General features: G+C 49.8%; 19 protein-coding genes. 11 read left to right on the top strand and 8 right to left on the bottom strand.

Annotated elements, in window-relative coordinates:
* Positions 1-29 precede the first annotated feature (29 nt).
* The 6 genes from MK185_11520 to gatC all read right to left on the bottom strand — a co-directional run bounded on the left by MK185_11520 (position 30) and on the right by gatC (position 5,120).
* Complete coding sequence (locus tag MK185_11520; protein ID MCH2041254.1) at positions 30-608, bottom strand: hypothetical protein; 579 nt, start codon at positions 606-608, stop codon at positions 30-32.
* A 96-nt stretch (positions 609-704) separates the two neighbouring features.
* A complete protein-coding gene (locus tag MK185_11515) occupies positions 705-1,178 on the bottom strand; it encodes an NADAR family protein (protein MCH2041253.1) in 474 nt (157 codons plus the stop codon).
* Between the two features lie 121 nt (positions 1,179-1,299).
* Positions 1,300-1,803 carry a hypothetical protein gene (locus MK185_11510; GenBank protein ID MCH2041252.1) on the bottom strand — a complete coding sequence of 168 codons (504 nt, stop codon included), beginning with the start codon at positions 1,801-1,803 and terminating at the stop codon, positions 1,300-1,302.
* A gap of 77 nt (positions 1,804-1,880) precedes the next feature.
* Positions 1,881-3,332 carry an Asp-tRNA(Asn)/Glu-tRNA(Gln) amidotransferase subunit GatB gene (gatB, locus tag MK185_11505; protein ID MCH2041251.1) on the bottom strand — a complete coding sequence of 484 codons (1,452 nt, stop codon included), beginning with the start codon at positions 3,330-3,332 and terminating at the stop codon, positions 1,881-1,883.
* A 12-nt stretch (positions 3,333-3,344) separates the two neighbouring features.
* Positions 3,345-4,811 (bottom strand): Asp-tRNA(Asn)/Glu-tRNA(Gln) amidotransferase subunit GatA, encoded by a 1,467-nt coding sequence (gene gatA, locus MK185_11500; GenBank protein MCH2041250.1) that lies wholly within the window; start codon positions 4,809-4,811, stop codon positions 3,345-3,347.
* Positions 4,812-4,832: 21 nt separating this feature from the next.
* Positions 4,833-5,120 (bottom strand): Asp-tRNA(Asn)/Glu-tRNA(Gln) amidotransferase subunit GatC, encoded by a 288-nt coding sequence (gene gatC / locus MK185_11495; protein MCH2041249.1) that lies wholly within the window; start codon positions 5,118-5,120, stop codon positions 4,833-4,835.
* 220 nt (positions 5,121-5,340) lie between these two features.
* Between gatC and MK185_11490 the strand changes: the two genes are divergently transcribed.
* The 10 genes from MK185_11490 (at position 5,341) to phaZ (ending at position 18,301) form a co-directional block, all read left to right on the top strand.
* Positions 5,341-6,378 carry a rod shape-determining protein gene (locus MK185_11490; GenBank protein ID MCH2041248.1) on the top strand — a complete coding sequence of 346 codons (1,038 nt, stop codon included), beginning with the start codon at positions 5,341-5,343 and terminating at the stop codon, positions 6,376-6,378.
* A gap of 85 nt (positions 6,379-6,463) precedes the next feature.
* A complete protein-coding gene (locus tag MK185_11485; GenBank protein ID MCH2041247.1) occupies positions 6,464-7,387 on the top strand; it encodes an SDR family oxidoreductase in 924 nt (307 codons plus the stop codon).
* Positions 7,388-7,530: 143 nt separating this feature from the next.
* Positions 7,531-8,343, top strand: a complete 813-nt coding sequence (gene mreC, locus MK185_11480) for a rod shape-determining protein MreC (GenBank protein ID MCH2041246.1) — start codon at positions 7,531-7,533, stop codon at positions 8,341-8,343.
* Between the two features lie 9 nt (positions 8,344-8,352).
* Positions 8,353-8,832, top strand: a complete 480-nt coding sequence (mreD, locus tag MK185_11475; GenBank protein MCH2041245.1) for a rod shape-determining protein MreD — start codon at positions 8,353-8,355, stop codon at positions 8,830-8,832.
* Between the two features lie 9 nt (positions 8,833-8,841).
* A complete protein-coding gene (locus MK185_11470) occupies positions 8,842-9,450 on the top strand; it encodes a Maf-like protein (protein MCH2041244.1) in 609 nt (202 codons plus the stop codon).
* A 3-nt stretch (positions 9,451-9,453) separates the two neighbouring features.
* Complete coding sequence (gene rng / locus MK185_11465) at positions 9,454-10,920, top strand: ribonuclease G (protein ID MCH2041243.1); 1,467 nt, start codon at positions 9,454-9,456, stop codon at positions 10,918-10,920.
* 31 nt (positions 10,921-10,951) lie between these two features.
* Positions 10,952-14,965: a TIGR02099 family protein gene (locus tag MK185_11460; protein ID MCH2041242.1), complete on the top strand. Its 4,014-nt coding sequence runs from the start codon at positions 10,952-10,954 to the stop codon at positions 14,963-14,965.
* The gene (locus MK185_11455; GenBank protein ID MCH2041241.1) at positions 14,958-15,794 is read left to right on the top strand and encodes a carbon-nitrogen hydrolase family protein; all 837 of its coding nucleotides are present in this window, start codon (positions 14,958-14,960) and stop codon (positions 15,792-15,794) included. The genes MK185_11460 and MK185_11455 overlap by 8 nt, the downstream gene beginning before the upstream one ends.
* A gap of 161 nt (positions 15,795-15,955) precedes the next feature.
* On the top strand, positions 15,956-16,783 hold the full coding sequence (locus MK185_11450; GenBank protein MCH2041240.1) for a mechanosensitive ion channel: 828 nt from the start codon (positions 15,956-15,958) through the stop codon (positions 16,781-16,783).
* Positions 16,784-17,071: 288 nt separating this feature from the next.
* Complete coding sequence (phaZ, locus tag MK185_11445) at positions 17,072-18,301, top strand: polyhydroxyalkanoate depolymerase (GenBank protein MCH2041239.1); 1,230 nt, start codon at positions 17,072-17,074, stop codon at positions 18,299-18,301.
* Between the two features lie 95 nt (positions 18,302-18,396).
* Here phaZ and MK185_11440 read toward each other — a convergent pair whose 3' ends face one another.
* Positions 18,397-19,056, bottom strand: coding sequence for a Spy/CpxP family protein refolding chaperone (locus MK185_11440; protein ID MCH2041238.1), 660 nt, complete (start codon positions 19,054-19,056; stop codon positions 18,397-18,399).
* A 149-nt stretch (positions 19,057-19,205) separates the two neighbouring features.
* Between MK185_11440 and smrA the strand changes: the two genes are divergently transcribed.
* Entirely contained in the window at positions 19,206-19,802 is a 597-nt protein-coding gene (gene smrA, locus MK185_11435; protein ID MCH2041237.1) for a DNA endonuclease SmrA, read from the top strand.
* Positions 19,803-19,844: 42 nt separating this feature from the next.
* Here smrA and MK185_11430 read toward each other — a convergent pair whose 3' ends face one another.
* Complete coding sequence (locus tag MK185_11430) at positions 19,845-20,636, bottom strand: transporter substrate-binding domain-containing protein (GenBank protein MCH2041236.1); 792 nt, start codon at positions 20,634-20,636, stop codon at positions 19,845-19,847.
* Positions 20,637-20,769: the final 133 nt, after the last annotated feature.

The raw sequence follows: 20,769 nt of genomic DNA, 5'->3' as shown, positions 1-20,769 counted from the left end.
CACCCGTTTTTCTCCAGCTCAGTAATTACTTACCAACGCCAGGTTGCGTGGATTGCAGAAGCAAAATCGTCCGCCAGGAAGTAACGGAGCTGAACTTCAGCGCCCTTATTTTTACCGAAGATCGCACCAAACTTAAGGTAAGTAGCGGCGCCCAGTTCAATATCTTCGCTTGGGCAGTCTGAGCAATTAGAAACAGTACGTTCCAGTGAATACTTCACGACACCCGCACCAGCAACGGCACGAACAGACTCGTGAACAGCATAACGGTAGTTTACATCGGCAAAGAGCGATAAACCGGAAACGCTTTCTTTTTTGGTTTCAACCCGTCCGGTAGTGGCATTCACAACACGGACTTCATTTTCTTCATTGTCGTCCCCGCCGGTCAGTCCAAAACCACCACCGAGTGCGATTTGAGAGGCGTCATCCAAGGGCCAGGCCGCTTCACCAGACAAGCCCAGAGAAATCAAACTGGTGCCGATGCGGGAAGCCGTTGCAGGCTCATCTTCAATCGTTACACTCTCCAGATATAAACCACCGGCTAATCGAGCGTCTGAAACAGCTGGAAGTGCGAAAGCGCACAGTGAGATACCAACTAATATCCCTTTCATAATGTACTACCTTAAATGGTCGGTTTTATTGGGGGCGGGATAATACCAACTGACTAAGTATTGACGCAATCCTTACATACTGGCGTTCAGCTGATTTTATTCTTCGTCTGATTCCTGACGTAACTTCTCACGGATATTCATCAGGATCTTTCCGAACTGGTTTTCCCCACGGCGGTCACGGCCACAGCCCCAGAAGTAATCGTAACTGTTGTTTTCCACCAGGGTTTGATCGCCGCTGTTGAGCAAAGCGGCAGCGACTTCCGGGTGAGCCTTACACTTGGTGTACATGGCGCGGGTCATTAACACCTGGCGGCGTTGTTTCCAGTCTTTGCGGCGTTGCCAGAAACGCCACTTGGTCATTTTAATCGCATCTTCCGCAGTTTTAGCGTTGCGGATTTTTTCCTGGAAGGCAGGGTTATCAAACTGCATCGCCTGGAAGTAATGCTCAACACTGGGCCAGTCTTGCTCATCAAGATAGAAACCATGCAACGAGGCACTGCCTAATAACTCATTGGCATCGTGGCGTGAGAAAAAGTGTGAGTTCAGGTTTTCTTCTGGAAACAGTCCCATGGCGGTGTTGTACCTTTGATTGGTAGCGTCTGGTGTTAGAGAAGCATTATGAGGGAATTGAGTTGGGTTTTCATTGCGCGGGAGAGTTCGACAGGCCTTTGAGGTCAATTAGAACCCGCAACTACTTTTGGTTTGAGCCTGATTCTCCATCCAAATTTTCTCTGTATAAGTTAAAAACATTTGAAATAAAAGATGCAAAGAAGTATGAAAAGGAAGCAACAGGAACTACCACAAAGAAAGCAAAAGCCACCTTGCTAAAAACCATATAACTGCGACCTGTATTATTTTCCTTTGACGGCCTAAACTCTTCGGAATCCACAATATTCCATAGAACCACTTGCATAATCACTGCACAGACCAAAGACACAAATTGAGCTGCTATCTCTCTTTTTTTGTACACTACTCCCTTAAGGATTCTCCGATTCACACCGAGACAATAAGGAATTAAAATCAGCCAGGATGCTATAGCCCCCCAGAGCATCGATAACATCATATGAGCATCTGAATTATGCTTATAAATCTCCTTGAACAATAAAAAGTCACCAAGATCGGACATTGGTTTTGTCTCGAAGAACAATCCGACCACAACACTCATTGCAATAACTACAAATATATAAAACTTCATAACTAACTCCCTTTACAAAAAACGCCCAATCAGCTTTCACTGATTGGGCATTTTTTATTTTCTGTAAAGACCGGCTATTAGCCCAGCTCAGAAAGCTTCTTCTTCAGAACTTCCATTACAACCTGCGGGTTAACACCTTTCGCGGCTTTACGGGTTGCACCAATAAATGGTCCCATCGCTTTGCCGCGTTTTTCTTCCGGTGTTGCCAGGTAGGTTTCAACCAGCTTAGCGTTATCCGCTAATACCTGTTCTACGATCGCTTCGATCGCGCCGGTATCAGACACCTGTTTCAGACCTAATGAATCCACTAAGCCATCAACGTCATCACCTTTACCTTCCAGCAGCGCGTTAAAGACTTCTTTCGCGCCACCGTTATTCAGGGTGTTGTCTTTAATCAGCACCAGAATACGACCCAGCTGTTCTGCATTAACTGCCAGCTCAGTGACATCAATCTCTAAACGGTTCAGTGCAGCCGATACATCTGCCTGCACCCAGTTAGCCGCCAGCTTGTAATCGTTAGCCGCTTTTGCTGCAGCTTCGAAGTAGTGAGCCAGATCGCGGTTAGACGCAATTACCGCCGCGTCGGTTGCGCTTAAGCCATGATCTTTCACAAAACGAGCACGCTTAGCATCCGGTAATTCCGGCAATGTTTCACGAACCGCTTCGATGTAGTTATCGTCGATGATAACCGGCAATAAATCCGGGCACGGGAAATAACGGTAATCGTTCGCCACTTCTTTCGAGCGCATAGAACGGGTTTCGTTTTTATCTGCATCGTACAGACGCGTTTCCTGAACGATCACACCGCCGTCTTCCAGTACGTCCATCTGACGTTCGATTTCTACTTCAATCGCACGTTCAACGTTACGGAAAGAATTCACGTTTTTAATTTCAGTACGGGTACCGAATTCTTCCTGACCTTTCGGACGCAGAGACACGTTACAGTCACAACGCATAGAGCCCTGAGACAGATCACCGTCACACACACCTAAGTAGGTCACGATGCTGTGCATTTTACGGAAATACGCAGCGGCTTCTTTGGCGGAACGTAATTCCGGCTCAGAAACAATTTCGATTAACGGCGTACCGGCACGGTTTAAATCGATACCAGAAAAGCCGTCGAAACCTTCGTGTACCGATTTACCGGCATCTTCTTCCAGATGCGCACGGGTTACGTTGATTCGTCTCGTTTCGCCATCGTCCAACTCAATATCGATATGGCCCATACCGACGATTGGGTGGTGCAGCTGAGTGGTCTGATAACCTTTTGGCGAATCCGGGTAGAAATAGTTTTTACGATCAAACACGGATTTTTCACCAATTTCCGCATCGATCGCTAAACCGAATTTCACCGCCATACGCAGTGCTTCTTCGTTAAATACCGGTAAAACACCCGGTAAACCCAGATCAACGGCGTTAGCCTGGGTGTTGGCTTCGGCACCGTAAGCGGTACTGGAGCCAGAGAAAATTTTGGATTTAGTCGACAGCTGAGCGTGGATCTCAAGGCCGATTACAACTTCCCATTCCATGATGTAGCCCCCTTAAATGCCAGCCGGTGTTTTTAAATGCCAGTCGGTTGCTTGCTGGAATTTATGGCCAGCATTTAACAGACGTGCTTCGTCGAAATAATTACCAATTAACTGCAGGCCAACCGGTAAATCCTTCCCACCTTCAACACCCACTTGACCACATGGGATCGACATACCCGGCAGACCCGCCAGGTTTAATGCGATGGTGAAAATATCTTCCAGGTACATTGCCACCGGATCATCACCTTTTTCACCGGCTTTAAAGGCAGGTGTTGGTGTTACCGGACTCATGATCATGTCGACGTCTTTAAAGGCTTCAACAAAGTCATTTTTAATTAAACGACGAACCTGTTGTGCTTTTTTGTAGTAAGCATCGTAGAAACCCGCAGACAGCGCGTAAGTGCCCACCATAATGCGGCGTTTAACTTCATCACCAAAACCTTCACCACGGGAGCGAACGTACAGATCGTTAATGTCTTTTGGATCTTCACAACGGTAACCAAAACGAACGCCGTCCATACGAGACAGGTTGGCCGAACATTCCGCCGGAGCAACGATGTAATACGCAGGAACCGCCAAGTGAGTATTTGGCAAAGAAATCTCTTTCACCTTCACACCCTGGTTTTCGTATTCTCTAATGGCGTTCATTACCTGCTGCTGCATTTCCGGCGATAAATCATCGCGGAAATATTCAGTTGGCAGACCCACCGTCATACCTTCTAACGAATCATTCAGCGTCGCGGTGTAATCCGGAATTTCATGATCAACACAGGTCGAGTCTTTGTTATCAAAGCTCGCCATTACGTTCATCATCATCGCCGAGTCTTCAGCAGTACGGGTCATGGTACCGGCCTGATCCAGACTGGAAGCAAACGCAATCATGCCGTAACGAGAAACACGACCATAAGTTGGCTTCAGACCGGTAATGCCACAAAGCGCTGCTGGCTGGCGAATCGAACCACCGGTATCGGTTGCGGTAGCACCCGGCACCAGACGCGCAGCAACTGCGGCCGCCGAACCTCCGGAAGAACCACCCGGAACACAATCGGTATCCCACGGGTTTTTCACTGCACCGTAATACGAGCTTTCGTTGGATGAACCCATAGCGAATTCGTCCATGTTGGTTTTACCCAAACACACCGCACCGGCTTTATTAAAGTTGTCGGCCACGGTGGAATCGTATGGCGCTTCAAAGTTGCTCAGCATTTTCGAGGCACAGGTGGTTAGTACCCCCTCGGTGCAGAAAATATCTTTGTGAGCCATCGGTACACCGGTCCAGGCTTCGGCGTTACCCGCAGCGCGACGTTCGTCGGCGGCTTTTGCCTGAGCCAGCGCCTGTTCTTCGGTGACGGTAATAAAGCTGTTGTAGTCGCCGTCTTTATCTTTAATACGGCCTAATAAATCCTGCGTGATTTCAACACTGGAATATTCACCAGCCGCTAACTCGCGGGAAATATCAGCAATTGTTTTGTTATGCATGTCTCAATATTCCTTCGCTGATCATTCAACCACTTTTGGCACGATGTAATGGCCCTCAGCCACCTGTGGAGCCACTTTCTGGAAGCGCTCGCGTTCGTTGGTTTCGGTGACAACGTCGGCACGCAAGCGCTGTACCGCGTCCAGAGGGTGAGCCATTGGCTCAACGGCCGAGGTATCGACGGCAGCTAACTGGTCTACCAAATCGAGAATATTGCTCAGGTTTTTCTGATATTCGCTGACTTGCGTATCATCGATTTGTAAACGCGACAATGCCGCGATATCACGAATCTGATCCTGATCCAGAGCCATACGGGTACTCCAGTAAATTAGATAATGAAAATTGGCAACCCTGTTTAAGCGTCTTACTTGATAAAACAACAGAGATACATAAAAGAAAGCGGAGAAGACTAGCACAAATCCCTGTTCCTCTAAATAACTCTGCGCCCTTGCTCTAAATCCCCACCGTTGCTAGAGTTACTTCAATTTTTTTACCCGCCCCAAGTTGGGGATTAGTGCAGGGAAATTTTGGATGTTTAAGAAGTTAAGAAGCATGTTTTCCAGCGATCTGTCGATCGACTTGGGGACCGCAAACACGCTGATTTACATGCGTGATCAGGGAATCGTACTGAACGAGCCATCAGTGGTTGCGATTCGCATGCAGGGCCACGCTAAGAGCGTTGCAGCCGTTGGTGCTGAAGCAAAGCGCATGCTGGGTCGGACGCCGGGTAACATTCAGGCCATTCGTCCAATGAAAGACGGCGTGATTGCAGACTTCGAAGTCACTGAAAAAATGCTGCAATACTTCATCAAAAAAGTACACGAAAGCAGCTTCCTGCCACCCAGCCCACGCGTTGTTGTGTGTGTTCCTTACCAGGCGACCAAAGTAGAGCGTCGCGCGATTATTGATTCGGTGATGGGGGCAGGCGCCTCTCGTGCTTATCTGATTTACGAACCAATGGCGGCGGCCATCGGTGCTGGTCTGCCAGTGGACGAAGCACGTGGTTCAATGGTGGTTGATATCGGTGGCGGTACCACCGAAATTGCCATTATCTCGCTGAGCGGCGTAGTTTACGCAGAGTCTGTTAAAGTCGGTGGTGACCGTTTCGACGAAGCCATCGTGGCTTATATCCGCCGTAACTACGGCAGCCTGATTGGCGAGGCCACAGCGGAGCGCATTAAACAGGAAATCGGTACCGCTTACCCAGGCGGCGAAGTGCGCGAAATTGATGTACGCGGCCGTAACCTGGCAGAAGGTATTCCACGCAGCTTCACACTGAACTCCAATGAAATTCTGGAAGCTCTGCAAGAATCTCTGGCAGCCATCGTTCAGGCGGTAAAAGGCGCATTGGAGCAATCGCCACCCGAACTGGCTTCCGACGTTGCTGAACGGGGCATGGTATTAACCGGGGGTGGTGCCTTGTTGCGCGACTTGGACAAACTGCTGAGTGAAGAAACCGGCTTACCAGTGCTGGTCGCGGAAGATCCGCTGACGTGTGTTGCTCGTGGCGGCGGTAAATTCCTGGAAACCGCCAGCGAACAACAGCTGGAAATGGCAGCGATGGATTAACCCTCAATGTCAGCTTCTGATCGATGGCGTAAATAAACGTACAATCGATTGCTTAAAAAGGCGGAGCTTTTATGCTCCGTTTTTTATGTCTGATGTTCCGGTTCAGTACCGCATTAAGGGAAGTTTAATGGCAATTCGGGTATTAATTATTGGTTGTGGAGATGTCGGCAGCGAATTGGGTAAACAATTACTGAGCGCTCATAATCAAGACATCGAAATCATTGGTGTACGCCGTAATGGCGATAAATTACCAGAGTCTTTTACCCGCATCAGTGCCGACTTTACCGAAACAAGTACTTTTATCGGAATTATAAAACAGCAACCCGCTGATTTTGTGATTTACAGCGCTGCCGCCACTCAACACGACGAGGCCGGTTACCGCAGCGCCTATATCGATGGTTTAAACAACACGCTGACAGCCATCGATTACTGGCCACAAGCGCCACAACATATTTTCTTCACCTCGAGCACCGGGGTCTATCATCAAGCCGATCACTGCTGGGTCGATGAAACCTCCACCACGGAACCCAAGCGTTTTAGTGGCGCCATAATGCTGGAAGCCGAACAACGACTGGAAAACCACGGTATTTCCTCCTCCGCCGTTCGCTTTTCCGGAATCTATGGCCCGGGTCGTAATCGTTTACTGGAAAATGTCCGCAGCGGCAAAGGCGCACCACAACAGCCACTGAGCTACAGCAACCGCATTCACCGGGATGATTGTGCCGGTGTATTAGCGCATCTGATTCAATTAAAAATGGCTGGCAAGGCCCTCGATACTCTTTATCTCGCCAGTGATTGTTTACCGGTCAGCCTGCACGATGTGACGCAGTGGTTGGCTCAGCAGCTGGATGTAGAACTTACCGATCTCAGTATGGGTCGTTTCGCCGGCAGCAAACGATGCAATAATCAGCGCTTACTCGACAGTGGCTACCACTTTAAATACCCCGATTTCCGCGCTGGCTATCAGGAATTGCTCAAAGGCATAAACACTTCTCATAATGACGGTTAACAGCCTATCAGCGAGTCGGTATAGTAAGGTCTTTACATTTAGCAGCGTCAGCTTCATTCGTTGTTCTGGACATCGCTGACGGTAAGGAAAACATCATCAAATCTCAGTTTCAGATCCCCCGGCAACAAGGGCAAAAAGTGGCCATGATTGTTGTGCTTGCGATGGCACTGATCTGGTTAGACAGCCACGCGCCCTGGCTGCAACCGTTGCGCCAGGCCAGCGGTTACCTGATTTTGCCACCGCAAAAAGTGGCCGCTATTCCAGCCACAATGGCGAACTGGTTCGGCGAGTCGGCCGCTACCCATCAAGAGTTACTCAACCAAAACAAAAAACTCACTGCCCGTAATCTGATCCTGGAGACTAAAGCACAACGACTGGCGTCGCTGGAAGCCGAGAATATCGAACTGCGCGAGCTGCTGTCAGCTTCCGAACAGGTGGATGACCGCATACTGGTGACCTCCCTGACCGCCGTCGACCCCGATCCGTTTTCTCAACAAATCCTGATTGATAAAGGTGTTCAAGACGGCGTATTTATTGGTCAGCCGGTGCTGGACGCGTTTGGTTTATTGGGTCAGGTCATCGATGTACTGCCACGCAGCAGTCGGGTATTAATGATTGCCGACCCGAACCACGCTATCCCGGTGCAGGTGAATCGAAACGGCGTGCGTGCGATCGCTGCCGGTACGGGTAGCCTCGATGTGCTGGAACTGATTTACGTACCCAACACGGCCGATATTGAGGTCGGTGATTTGTTGGTCAGCTCGGGGCTGGGTGGTCGTTATCCGAAAGGTTATCCGGTTGCCTCCGTCACCTCGGTCGAAAACATCTCAGGCAAATCATTTGCCACGGTAACCGCTAAGCCCAGCGCTCACCTGGATCGCAGTCGGCACCTGCTGCTGGTATTCCAACAAGGATCCGGCCAGGTACCGGCTGAATCCTTATGGAATGAGAAATAAGAGCCTGTTATGAATATTCGACAATGGCTGGTAATTGCCACCACGTTATTTTTTGCATTTGTACTCGAGCACCTGCCAATGCCAGATATCTTATCCTGGCTACAACCAGCCTGGCTGGTGCTGGCGGTTACCATTCTGGTGCTACGTGCGCCTAATCTGTTCGGCCTGTGGTTAGCAATTCCGCTAGGCTTGATGCTTGATGCTGAAAAGGGCTCATTTCTCGGGCTGCATATGCTGACACTCACCGTTCATATCTATTTACTGCAACGTCTGTATAAGCGGGTATCGATTTTTAATTTTGCCCAACAAATGGCCGTGGTATTTCTGCTGGTTACTTTACAGCAGGTCCTGAGTTTCTGGGCGTTGTCAGCATTGACCGATGAAACCCGCCCCGTTGATATCTGGACGCCCGCATTTACCTCCGCGTTGATGTGGCCATGGGTCTATGCTCTGGTATCCATCGCCATGCGCAAAACCCGTCAACAATAAGGAAGGCACATGTTTTATCTGGCATCGGCTTCCCCGCGCCGACGTGAATTATTAACCCAGATTGGCGTTCAGTTTGAACTGGCTCCGGTGGATATTGATGAAACACCTAAGCCTGGCGAAGGCGCCCAATCCTACGTTGAACGATTGGCACGGGAAAAAGCCGTTACGTCTCTGGCCGCTATTCGTGCTGACGGTGACAACAACGATGCCAGCCGTGCGGTTGTTCTGGGTTCTGATACCAGTGTCATTATTAACAACGAAATCCTGACTAAACCTGAAGACACAGCCGATGCCAAGCGTATGTTGCAACGTTTATCCGGTAACTCACATCAGGTTTTTACCGCAGTGGCAGTGGTCAGCCAGCAAAAACAAAGCATCATCAGCGTGACGACCGACGTGTGTTTCCGTCCACTCAGCGATGATGAAATCGACGCTTATATCGCCACAGGCGAACCCATGGATAAAGCTGGTTCATATGGTATTCAGGGTAAAGGGGCGATTCTGGTCGATAAGATCAGCGGCAGCTACAGTAATGTGGTGGGGTTACCATTAACGGAAACCGCCGCCCTGTTAAAATCTTTTAACATTGAAGTCTGGTCCGGTGATCAGCAGGGTTAATCCATGAATGCAGAAATTCTGATGAACGTCACACCAACCGAAACCCGGGTGGCTGTGGTTGAAAATGGTGTATTGCAGGAAATCGTTATCGAGCGTGCCAATCATCGTGGCATCGTTGGTAATATCTACAAGGGCAAAGTGGTGCGGGTATTGCCCGGTATGCAGGCGGCGTTTGTGGATATTGGTCTGGAGCGTGCGGCGTTTATTCATGCAGCGGAAATTGGTGATGGTGACAACAACCAATCCAATGCCAATACCCCAATCAACCAGTTAGTTCATCAGGGCCAGTCTCTGGTAGTGCAGGTGACCAAAGATCCGATTGGTACCAAGGGCGCTCGCCTGACCACACAGCTGGCGATTCCATCACGCTATCTGGTGTATATGCCGGGCGCAGACCACGTTGGTGTTTCCCAGCGCATCGAGGACGACGAAGAGCGTGATCGCCTCAAGGTGCTGGTTAACAAATGCATGGAAGAGGAAGGTCTGACTGGTGAAGCGGGCTTTATTCTGCGTACCGCTGCTGACGGTGTTGGTGAGGATGAGATCCTGGCAGATACACGGTACCTGCGCCGCTTGTGGCGTAAATTGGAAGAACGCATCAAAGAATTTAATCCGCCCACTCAGATTTATGATGAGCTGCCATTATCGCAACGTTCTCTGCGCGACTTTGTGCGGCCGGAAATCGACAAGATCCTGATCGACTCGCGTGAAACTTCACAAAAAATGGCGACCTTCACTGAGCAATACATGCCAGAGATTGAAGAGAAACTGGAGTACTATCCAGGCCCTCGCCCGATCTTCGAACTAAACAGCGTAGAAGATGAAATTCAGCGAGCACTGGAACGCAAAGTAACACTGAAATCCGGCGGCTATCTGGTGATCGATCAGACTGAAGCGATGACCACCATCGACGTTAATACCGGTGGTTTTGTTGGCCGCCGCAATCTTGAAGAGACCATCTTTAAAACCAATCTGGAAGCCGCCAACGCCATTGGCCGCCAGGTACGGTTGCGCAATCTTGGCGGCATTATCATCCTCGACTTTATCGATATGGTCGACACCGAACACCAGCGCCAGGTGCTGCGCATGCTGGAAAAAGTCCTGGAAAAAGATCACGCTAAAACCAAAATCAGCGGTGTATCTGAGCTGGGTCTGGTCGAAATGACCCGCAAGCGCACTCGTGAAAGCCTTGAGCATATGCTGATGGAACCCTGCTCCGCCTGCGACGGGCGCGGTTCAGTGAAAACCGCTGAAACGATTTGCTACGAAATCTTCCGTGAAATCCTGCGTGAAGAACGTGCTTATGAAGCAGGTACTTATCTGGTTCTGGCCAGTCAGCAAGTGGTTGATCGCCTGCTGGATGAAGACTCAGACGGACTTGCAGACCTCGAAGCCTTTATTGGCAAAGCCATAAAATTGCAGGTAGAAAGCCTGTATACTCAAGATCAGTACGATATTGTTCTGCAATAATCGTTGTTACTGATTATTCAAAGGCAATCTTTTGCGCTGGCTTTCTCAACTCTGGACTCAAATATGGATCACGCTGGTGGTTGCCACCGTGTCCCTGGCGCTCTACGCCAGCTTGGGTCGCCAGCTGATTCCACTGATTGAAACCCTGCGCCCGGATATCGAGCAACAACTTTCAGCCGCGCTGGGGCAACCGGTAATCATCGGCGAGCTTCAGGGTGACTGGCACATTCTTGCTCCCGTCGTGAGATTTCAGAATATTATTCTCGGCGAAGAACAAAGCGGCTTGCGCATTGGTCAGGTTGAAGCCGAACTGGATGTCTCTGCAACCGCTTTTTACCAGCTACCTGTTTTCAAACGTATCGAAATTTCCGATGTCCGTGGCCATGTCAAAGAGCTGCCGGATCATCGCTTTATCGTGGCCGAAGGCTGGCAGTTGGATCTGTCTCAGCTCAACAATAAAAGCAGCGATGAGGTAGCCGATGATACGCCGGACGAATCAAAGAATCGTTCTGAGCGGCCGTTATGGTTGACCTTACTGGAATTGCAGCAATCCATCGTATTCAGCGACTGGCGGATCACCAGTGAGAGCGACGACTACAACGATCAACTGGAGATAGCACAACTGGTGTGGCGCAACCGCGCAGACAGTCATGCACTTGAAGGTACCGTTGCCTGGGGTCTGAACGAACTGACTGAAATTCAGGTGAAAGGTCGAATACAAGGACAACTGTGGCCATGGAAAGATCAGAGTGGCGAGTTGTATTTGTCGGTCGACAATCAGGATTGGATGCGCTGGGTACCCAATAGTCTGGCGGAAAACTATCAGCTGCAGTCGTTCACGGCTGGTATTCAGGGTTGGGCGACGCTACAGAATGGTGGGCTGAGTAGCCTGTACGCCAACCTGACTGTTCCCTCACTGCGCCTTAAAACACCAAAACAACCATTGGTGTTGTCCAACGGCACTATCAGCATGCGGGCACAACGCAATAAAGACGACTGGCATATGCGTGTCGTGCCTGAGTTTGAACAACCCCTGCCACTGGAACAAATGTCCGTCAGCGCCATCAATCTGGATGATCGTAAAGGTTGGCAGTTGGGTATACCGCGAATCAATCTGGCCAGCACTGCCAACATAATCACCGATCATGCCCTGCTGCCAGAGCCGTACCTCAAGTACATTACCCACCTTAATCTGACAGGCCACGCCAATAACTTGCGTGTTTCTCTGATTCCGCCTGCGGATAACCGCGAGCTGCAACTGAATCTCAGTACTGATATCGAAGAAGCCAGCAGCAACAGTTACATTGGCATTCCGGCATTCAGTAACATCAGTGGTGAACTGAGTCTGAACCCTTACGCTGGCAAGCTGACACTGAAAGATGATGCCTTTGGCATCCATCTGAAAGACATCTATGACGAGCACTGGCAGCTGAACCAAACCCGCGGTACGTTTTATTGGCAGATCCGGAAAGACCACTACCGCTTACAGGTCAGCGATCTTAAAGCTGAATTAAAAGGCGTCCCACTCAGTGCCAATGTGGGACTTCGTATTCCGGCAAGAAACAGTGATGTTGAAGCCAACACCAGTGTTCTGGTGAGCTTTAAATCGGCTCCGGATTCTCTGAAACAAGACCTGGTACCGAGCCTGTTAGACGACTCAATTCGAGACTGGATTAACAACAGTATTGTTGCCGGACACTTCAACAATGGAGTCTTTGCTCTGAACGGTCGTCTCGGGAAAGACCGTCCGGAAAGCAGTAACAGTATTCAGTTGTATCTGGATGTCACCGATGGCGAACTGCAATACCTGCAAGACTGGCCGGCAGTGACAGACCTGAATGCCCGTTTGATGATGAACGCGCCGGAGCTGGATATCTGGATTGATCGCGGTAAAACCCTGGGAGGACAGTTTGTACCTCGTTCAGCTCGGGTAAAACTGCGCCCAGAGGGCGATACCACTCATCTGCATGTCGCGGGTCGCTTAACCGGTGAAGCACAGCAAGGCCTGCGCTACTTCACCGAAACACCGCTGCAAAAGGTGGTGAAGAATGCCTTCGATCAGTGGCAGGCCGACGGTGGCCTGGATGTCAGCATGGTACTGGATATGCCATTGGGTGAGGAAGGCAGTGAGCCGAACATCAACCTGGATGCCCACTTTACCGATGCCAATCTGTACCTCGGTGAACTGAAACTGCAGCTGGAAAAGCTGAATGGCATACTGAACTTCAACAGTCAGCACGGTATTACCGCCAATCAGATCAGTGGTTCCGTATTTGGCGGCGATTTTACCGCAGGTATTGAATCGGATGCTTACGCAGACGGCTTTGACATGATGCTACTGGCAGAAGGCGATGCTCAATGGCAACCCTTTAAGCAATGGCTACCGCTACTCCTGCTTGATCCGCTGAATGGAAAACTGAATTATCAAGCCGCGCTATCGATGAAATCGAAGCAACACGGAGGCATCGAGTTCAGTTTGAATACCGACCTGGTTGGCTCGGTTATCAACCTGCCTGATCCGGTTGGCAAAACCGCAGAACAACACCGCCCCCTCAGCCTGAAAATTGTTCCGGGTAACGAAACACGTATCAACATGAACTACGACGGCCTGCTGAAAGCTGCCCTGGCCCTGGATGAGGACGGGATCGATCGTGGTCAGGTGTACCTGGGAGGCCACGATCCGTTTTTGCCGAGTGATAAAGGGGTTTCGGTGCGCGGTAAAATCGACAGCGAGATAGAAGCGCGGGAATGGTGGGCAACCTGGCAACATTTGCGCCGTATCCTGAATACCCAGGAAGCAGCGGAAAACGCCGACAGTATGGCATTTGATACCGCAGACAAAGCCACCAGCAACCAGCAGCAAAGCCCTGCCAGCCATCACCTGCTGCGTAAAATTGAACTGCAGATCGCCTCGGTTGACTCCTGGGGAGTTCCCATGGGGCCAGTAACCATTGACGCCAGTCAGCAGTGGAACGAATGGCAACTCAATCTCACTAGCGACCTGACCAAAGGCCAGATTACGCTCAAAGCTGATGATCAACCAATCGATATGCAACTGGATTACATTCATATGCCTTTCAGCGACGACGACGCTGAGAGTAATGCTGAAGGCGATATTGAGCAATCCGATCCGTTACAAGCACTCGATCCGCGAGACTTCCCACCGATGGATATGCAACTGAAAGAGTTCTACCTTGGCAGTCGTAACCTCGGCAGCTGGAAGGTAAGTTCGCGTCCGGCGTCCGATGGCCTACATATCTCTCTGCATGAAAGTAATATGAAAGGCATGAATATCGACGGGGATGTGTACTGGCGTAAGCAAGGAGAACTGCACAGCACCCATCTGGACACGTTGCAGATACGCTCCAAAAACATCGGCAAAGTACTGCGTGACTTCCGCCAGAAGGACATTGTAAATGCCGACAAAATGAAGTCTGCCGTCAAGCTCCACTGGCAAGGCTCACCCATGAATTTTAACCTGGAAACCCTCAATGGTCTGACCAGCCTGCGCCTGGAAAAAGGTACCGTAAATGCCGAGGGAACGGATGCACTAAAAGCGTTTGGAGCATTAAACTTCAACTCCATTAGCCGCCGTTTACAGCTCGACTTCTCCGACCTGTATCAATCCGGCCTGGCATTTGATGTGATGAAAGCCAAAACCAGAATTAATGACGGTGTCCTTACCCTGACAGAGCCTCTGTCATTAGAGGGACCCGGCGGCAAATTCCTGATGTCGGGCAATACCAACCTGATGAGTCACCAACTGGATATGAAGCTGGCAGTAACCTTTCCAGTCACCGGCACCTTGCCAATGGTTGCGGTTCTGGCAGGTTTAGCGCCGCCCGTTGCCGCTGCTATTTACGTTTCTGAAAAACTGGTGGGGGATGAACTGGAGCGCTTCACCAGTGCCAGTTATACGGTCAAAGGGAGCTGGGAAGAACCGGATTTAAAAATCGACAAAGCGTTTAATAACGAAGTCGAAGGAAAAGAAACCCGCAGCTTTAAAGATCGAATCCTCAGTATTTTTGGCCTTGATGATGACTGATTCCCTCCCCAAAGTAGCCGCCATTCAAATCAATAGCGGTGACGACGTTGATGCCAACCTGAACCAGGTGGAAGCCTTGTTAGCTCAGGCACAGCAACAAGGTGTGCAACTGGCGCTGATCCCAGAGATGTTTGCCACCCTGGATGGTAAACAATACCGCACCATTGCCGACGATGAAGCACTGTACCAACGCATTGCCAACTGGGGAAACCAATACAATTTATGGCTGATTGCCGGTGCGTACCCGCAGCCCAGTCCCGATGGCGACCCAAGAGTCAGCTCTGCCTGCCTGGTATTTGATAATCATGGTGACCTGAAAGCTCGCTACAACAAGATTCACCTGTTTGACGTTGACGTCGGTGATGCCCACGGCAGCTATCGAGAATCGGATCACTTTGCTCCGGGAAATCAGGTGGTCGTGGTCGATACGCCAGTTGGCAAAGTGGGTCTGGCGATTTGTTACGATCTGCGTTTCCCGCAATTATTTATGCAAATGCGTGCAAAAGGTGCGGAGATCTTTACCCTGCCAGCTGCGTTTACCCACAAAACCGGCGAAGCCCATTGGCAAAGCTTGCTGCGCGCCCGGGCCATTGAACAACAGTGTTATGTGATTGCAGCCAACCAATGTGGCTGGCATGACCCTCTAGATCAGCCACAGCAACGCCAAACCTGGGGCCATTCGCAGATTATTGATCCTTGGGGTAGCGTATTAACCGAACTGGAGGAGCAACCCGGGCTGGCGATCGCTACCATCGACAAACACCAGATACAGCAGCTGCGTCAGACCATGCCAGTGTTTGAACATCGCAGATTCACACCCAAAGACTGAAGCCGGTATCGTGAGTGCGCAGAGCAGTTAACTTGTAAAACAGGTTTTACAACATCGCCGCCACGGACCGTATTTTTCGCGGCTCTTCTTAAGCTACCATGCTTTCATTATTCTGATTTTTGCTGGATAACCATTCAGCACACAACCTGATGGAAGCCGCTATGAAAGATTATCTGCAGAATCTCGACAGCGACGCCTTGTTGCAAATGACCTTGCCGCTGGCGACAAATCTGATTATTGCTTTGGCTATATATGTGATTGGCCGCTGGCTGGTGAAACGTTTAATAAAACTGACTGCCGTTATTATGTCGCGCCGTAAGCTGGATGAAGCACTGGTGGAATTTATCACCAGTATTGCATCGGTATTACTCAGCTTTGTGGTTGCCCTGATCGCACTTGAACAGCTGGGCATTGATACTACATCACTGATGGCATTGCTGGGGGCAGCGGGCTTAGCCATCGGCCTGGCATTAAAAGATTCGCTCTCCAACTTTGCTGCCGGCGTTATGCTGATACTCTTTAAACCTTTCCGGCTCGGAGACTTTGTCGAAGCGGGCGGCGTTGCCGGGGTGGTGGAAAAAATCAGCGTCTTCAGCACCCAGTTCCGTACCGGGGATAATCGCGAAATCATTGTGCCCAATTCCGGTATTTATGGCGGCGTAATCACCAACTATTCTGCCAAGGCCACACGCCGTATTGATCTCACCATTGGCATTGGATACGACGACGACATTAAAAAAGCACGCGAAGTACTGCAACACATTCTGCAACAAGACAACCGTATACTGGCAGAACCTGAGCCGGTTATTGCAGTGGCTGAACTGGCTGACTCCAGCGTTAATTTTGCCGTACGTCCCTGGGTACACAGCGCAGACTACTGGGCGGTTCAATGGGATTTACTGGAAACCATCAAGCTGACTTTTGACGAGAAAGGCATCAGCATTCCATACCCACAACAGGACATACATCTGCGAAAACCCAATGAGTGACCCCGATAGGCGCCTCAGCTGATTAGCCTCAGCCGCGCATAACAACAATCGCTTTACCAACCTAACCATGGCACTTTTGACTGAATCACACATTTTGTTCCATTTTTGTCCTCGTGTCCTCTGCAGGCTCATGCTAAGGTTTTAACTGTTGATTAAATAACCAACTACATCTCCCATGGAAAGGGGCCAAATGCGGCATTTGTCGTTATTTGGCGTCGAATGCCAGCAAGCACCCGACACTACGCTAAGCTCAATAACGATACCAACCCATCTATGGGGTGATTAGCCATGCTTTACCGTTTAAATGCGCAGATCATGCATGCCATGCAACCCATGCATGTTATGGCCCGCCAGACCCGACAGTACTTTTATCAGCCCTGGAACCCTCTGAATTACACCTGGTTTTATAAAACCGTTCGTGCGTCGCTGGAACTGTTTGAACGCCTGACCGACTATTATGAAGAACCGGAATGGCAACTGGATTCCACCCGGATTGATGGCCGCGAAGTTGGCATCGAATATAAAAAGGTGCTTGAAAAGCCATACTGCAATTTGCTGCATTTTCGTCGTCGTACCCGCAAATTAGAGTCACAACCTAAAGTGTTGATGATCGCCCCTATGTCCGGTCACTTTGCCACACTGCTGCGTGGAACCGTACGGGAGTTTTTACCGGATCACGAAGTGTATATCACCGATTGGCGCAATGTCCGTGACGTTCCCACCAGTGAAGGCGAATTCCACTTCGACGACTACGTCGAATATCTGATCGAATTTCTTAATGAACTCGGCCCGGATACCCATGTTCTCGCAGTGTGTCAGCCCTGTGTTCCGGCAATGGTGGCTGCCAGCGTCATGGCCACCGATAAAAATCCTAACCTGCCTTCCACAATGACATTGATGGGTGGCCCGATTGATACCCGAATCAGCCCAACAGAAGTGAATGATTACGCTTCCGGTAAAGACCTTGAGTGGTTTGAAAAAAATGTCATCTGCAAGGTTCCTCCAGGCTTTAAAGGCAGAGGACAGTGGGTGTACCCGGGCTTTATTCAGTTATCCGGGTTTATGTCGATGAACATGGATAGCCACATCAGCAAACATTTTAAATTCTTCAATGATTTAATTAAGGGTGATGGTGATAGCGCGGAGGCTCATCGCCAGTTTTATAACGAGTACCTCGCGGTGATGGATATGCCTGCGCATTATTATCTCGATACGATTCGTAAAGTCTTTCTCGAACATCAGCTTCCTCGCGGTGAAATGGAGTACCGGGGCAAAAAAATCAATCTTAAGGCCATCAAAGATATGGCATTAATGACGATTGAAGGTGAACTGGACGATATTACCGGCAGAGGCCAAACAGGTTGTGCTCAGGATTTGTGTAGCGGTATCGCTAAAAGCAAAAAGTTGCACTACGAAGCAAAAGACGTTGGCCATTACGGTATTTTTAACGGTCGGAAATTTCGTGAATCGATTGCCCCAAAAGTAAAAGAGTTCATGCAAAAACACGCTCAGGGTTGAGTCTGGCGACAGAGCAGAATAAAAAAATGCCCGGCAGTTTATTTCATCCTGCCGGGCATTTTTTATTTTCAGGGCGCTGAAATCTCACCGTGTAGTTACCAGCTTTGATATCCCTTCCGCAACCCACCGTGACTTGGATGCTCTTCGTAGCTGTTTTTGTAATACTCTTCATCACCATCACGTTGTTTGTCGTGATGCCAACGCTTCTTAGATTTGGCCTTCATCGCCTGCCATTGTTGCTGCTGGTCTGATGTTAAAATACCCGCCATCGCGGTATCGAAAGTAACGCGTGCCTGCTGTCGCTGCTCCTGATCCATCGGCCACTGATATTGCTGTCTCTGGGTCTTCAGGGTCTGCTGTAACTGAGACTTTTGCTCTTCGGTCATATCTAGTTTACGCGCCAGTTTTTTCAGTCGCTTTTCCATCGCCTGATGGCGTCGCTCTGTCATTAGCTTGCGTGCCTGAGCACGTTGCTCTTTTGTCAGCACCTGCTGAATTTCCTGACGCATTTGTTTCATTATTGTCGCGGCATGTTGGTGGCGCTCGTGGCGCTGACCTTTGCCCTTTTTCATCTCATGAAACTGTCCCTGGTAGCGGTCTTCAATCGCTTCGATTTGATCTTCTTGTTGTTCGGTCAGATCCAGTTCTTCCTCCCAGTCGATGCCACGCTGATGGCTACCAAATGCCATCGCCTGCACACTGATCAGAGCACCGACAGCGAAAGTTGCCAGAGGTTGAATAAATATTTTTCTCATCACGTGTCTCCACGAGGTATTAACTAAAGACCTGAGTTATATTACGACCATGGAGTTATAGTTGTGTGCGAGAGCGCAAAGAAGTGTCACACCTTCTGGCAGGCAGGATATAATGCCAGTCGCGAGCACCAGATAGTTGAGTAGTCGGCATGAGCGACAATGAGTTAAATGATGACGACCTGTTCCTGCAGGAAATGCAAGGGGTAGAACCCATACAGGCGAAAGAGAAAGTCACCCTAAGCAAGGGTGATATCAATAAAGCGAATGCCGCTGCGCGTAAACTGGCAGCAGCGACAGAAGCTCCCTCAGAAGATAAAAACCATCTCCAAACCAGTGACGTAAAACGCATTGGCCCACATGACATCATGGGATTTAAACGTCCGGGGATTCAGGATGGTGTATTTCGTAAACTGCGGTTGGGGAAATACGAAATTGAAGCCCGGCTCGATCTGCACCGTCGCACGGTAGAACAGGCACGCAGCGAACTGTTTCGGTTTATCCACGATTGTATGGATCACGACATCCGCTGCATTCTGGTATTACCAGGAAAAGGCGATCGCAATATCGACGACCCGGGTATTCTCAAAAGTTATCTGGTGCACTGGCTGGAAGACCTGAATGAAGTTCAGGCGTTTCATACGGCACAAAAGCATCACGGTGGTTCCGGTGCTTTTTATGTATTGCTGAAAAAAAGTGAGCGAAAAAAACAGGAAGCCCGGGAGCGCTACAGCAAAGGTCGGCTATAAACCTGAACCAAGATCTCGCCCGATACTGATCGGGTTGTCCACTCAACCTGGCGCTCTGGTTTGCCAGAGCTCCAACGCTTGCTGCAGAAACTGCTGCATAACACCTTGTTGCTGGGCCTGCTCCAGTGCTTTTGTTAACTCGGCCCTGAGTTCTGGGGTATTACATGGTGATCGCTTTGACACGGTCAAAAACAGATCTTCACTACTGACGGCATTTTCCAGAGGTTTGATATTTTCCAGCATGCCAAGCTCGGCAGCATAAGCGCGAGCGGGAAGGTCTTCGTAGAGAAAGTAATCGACCCGCTCTCCCAACAGCATGCGCAAGCCTTGCGATAACCGCCCGGCCTGATGAATATTCAGATGCGTGGCAGCGTATTGATCAAACGTCTGGCCAAAACTGTTATTGATGACTGTAACACCGGATTTCCCCACCAGATCAGACCAGCCGTCGAATTTAAAGAGGCGATCTTTATGCACCCAGACCGATGTCTGTGTGCGCTGAAACGACGGTTGAATGTAATCCATACGATAACTTCTGGGTTCGGTGTAAAACGCGCCGGAAAGCAGATCAATATTGCCTTCCGCCACCTCCTCCTGAACCCGCCCCCATGGACCAAGGTATTTCACTTCTATATCAATCTTGAGCTGCTTCGCAACGTAATCCATGAGCTGGGGAATCGCGCCATGCATCTCAACAGTGGTTTGACTGGCGCGCCATAGGTACGGCGGATACTCGGCATTGCCACTGGCAATCAAACGAGAACAGTCCCTTGCCGAAGCAGACGAACATGCAATCATCAACACGCTGATGAGAATAATCCTTACAAACACCACACTAACTGACTCCCATGCATACCGGAATAATGTATTAGTTATAGACCCATAACGTTGCCAGCGCATTCTGAAAAACCAAAGGGTTATAAGTTGGTAAATCACACTTAGAAACGGAAATAACAACTCCTTGATC

Source organism: Saccharospirillaceae bacterium, from assembly GCA_022448365.1.
GTDB lineage: Bacteria > Pseudomonadota > Gammaproteobacteria > Pseudomonadales > Oceanobacteraceae > Bacterioplanoides.
This window is presented reverse-complemented; position numbering and strand designations above follow the sequence as displayed.

What these genes read in the sequence shown, in the direction of transcription:
- MK185_11520 (MCH2041254.1), bottom strand. Translation starts at nt 608, where the DNA reads ATGAAAGGGATATTAGTTGGTATCTCACTGTGCGCTTTCGCACTTCCA.
- MK185_11515 (MCH2041253.1), bottom strand. Translation starts at nt 1,178, where the DNA reads ATGGGACTGTTTCCAGAAGAAAACCTGAACTCACACTTTTTCTCACGC.
- MK185_11510 (MCH2041252.1), bottom strand. Translation starts at nt 1,803, where the DNA reads ATGAAGTTTTATATATTTGTAGTTATTGCAATGAGTGTTGTGGTCGGA.
- gatB (MCH2041251.1), bottom strand. Translation starts at nt 3,332, where the DNA reads ATGGAATGGGAAGTTGTAATCGGCCTTGAGATCCACGCTCAGCTGTCG.
- gatA (MCH2041250.1), bottom strand. Translation starts at nt 4,811, where the DNA reads ATGCATAACAAAACAATTGCTGATATTTCCCGCGAGTTAGCGGCTGGT.
- gatC (MCH2041249.1), bottom strand. Translation starts at nt 5,120, where the DNA reads ATGGCTCTGGATCAGGATCAGATTCGTGATATCGCGGCATTGTCGCGT.
- MK185_11490 (MCH2041248.1), top strand. Translation starts at nt 5,341, where the DNA reads ATGTTTAAGAAGTTAAGAAGCATGTTTTCCAGCGATCTGTCGATCGAC.
- MK185_11485 (MCH2041247.1), top strand. Translation starts at nt 6,464, where the DNA reads ATGTCTGATGTTCCGGTTCAGTACCGCATTAAGGGAAGTTTAATGGCA.
- mreC (MCH2041246.1), top strand. Translation starts at nt 7,531, where the DNA reads ATGATTGTTGTGCTTGCGATGGCACTGATCTGGTTAGACAGCCACGCG.
- mreD (MCH2041245.1), top strand. Translation starts at nt 8,353, where the DNA reads ATGAATATTCGACAATGGCTGGTAATTGCCACCACGTTATTTTTTGCA.
- MK185_11470 (MCH2041244.1), top strand. Translation starts at nt 8,842, where the DNA reads ATGTTTTATCTGGCATCGGCTTCCCCGCGCCGACGTGAATTATTAACC.
- rng (MCH2041243.1), top strand. Translation starts at nt 9,454, where the DNA reads ATGAATGCAGAAATTCTGATGAACGTCACACCAACCGAAACCCGGGTG.
- MK185_11455 (MCH2041241.1), top strand. Translation starts at nt 14,958, where the DNA reads ATGACTGATTCCCTCCCCAAAGTAGCCGCCATTCAAATCAATAGCGGT.
- MK185_11450 (MCH2041240.1), top strand. Translation starts at nt 15,956, where the DNA reads ATGAAAGATTATCTGCAGAATCTCGACAGCGACGCCTTGTTGCAAATG.
- phaZ (MCH2041239.1), top strand. Translation starts at nt 17,072, where the DNA reads ATGCTTTACCGTTTAAATGCGCAGATCATGCATGCCATGCAACCCATG.
- MK185_11440 (MCH2041238.1), bottom strand. Translation starts at nt 19,056, where the DNA reads ATGAGAAAAATATTTATTCAACCTCTGGCAACTTTCGCTGTCGGTGCT.
- smrA (MCH2041237.1), top strand. Translation starts at nt 19,206, where the DNA reads ATGAGCGACAATGAGTTAAATGATGACGACCTGTTCCTGCAGGAAATG.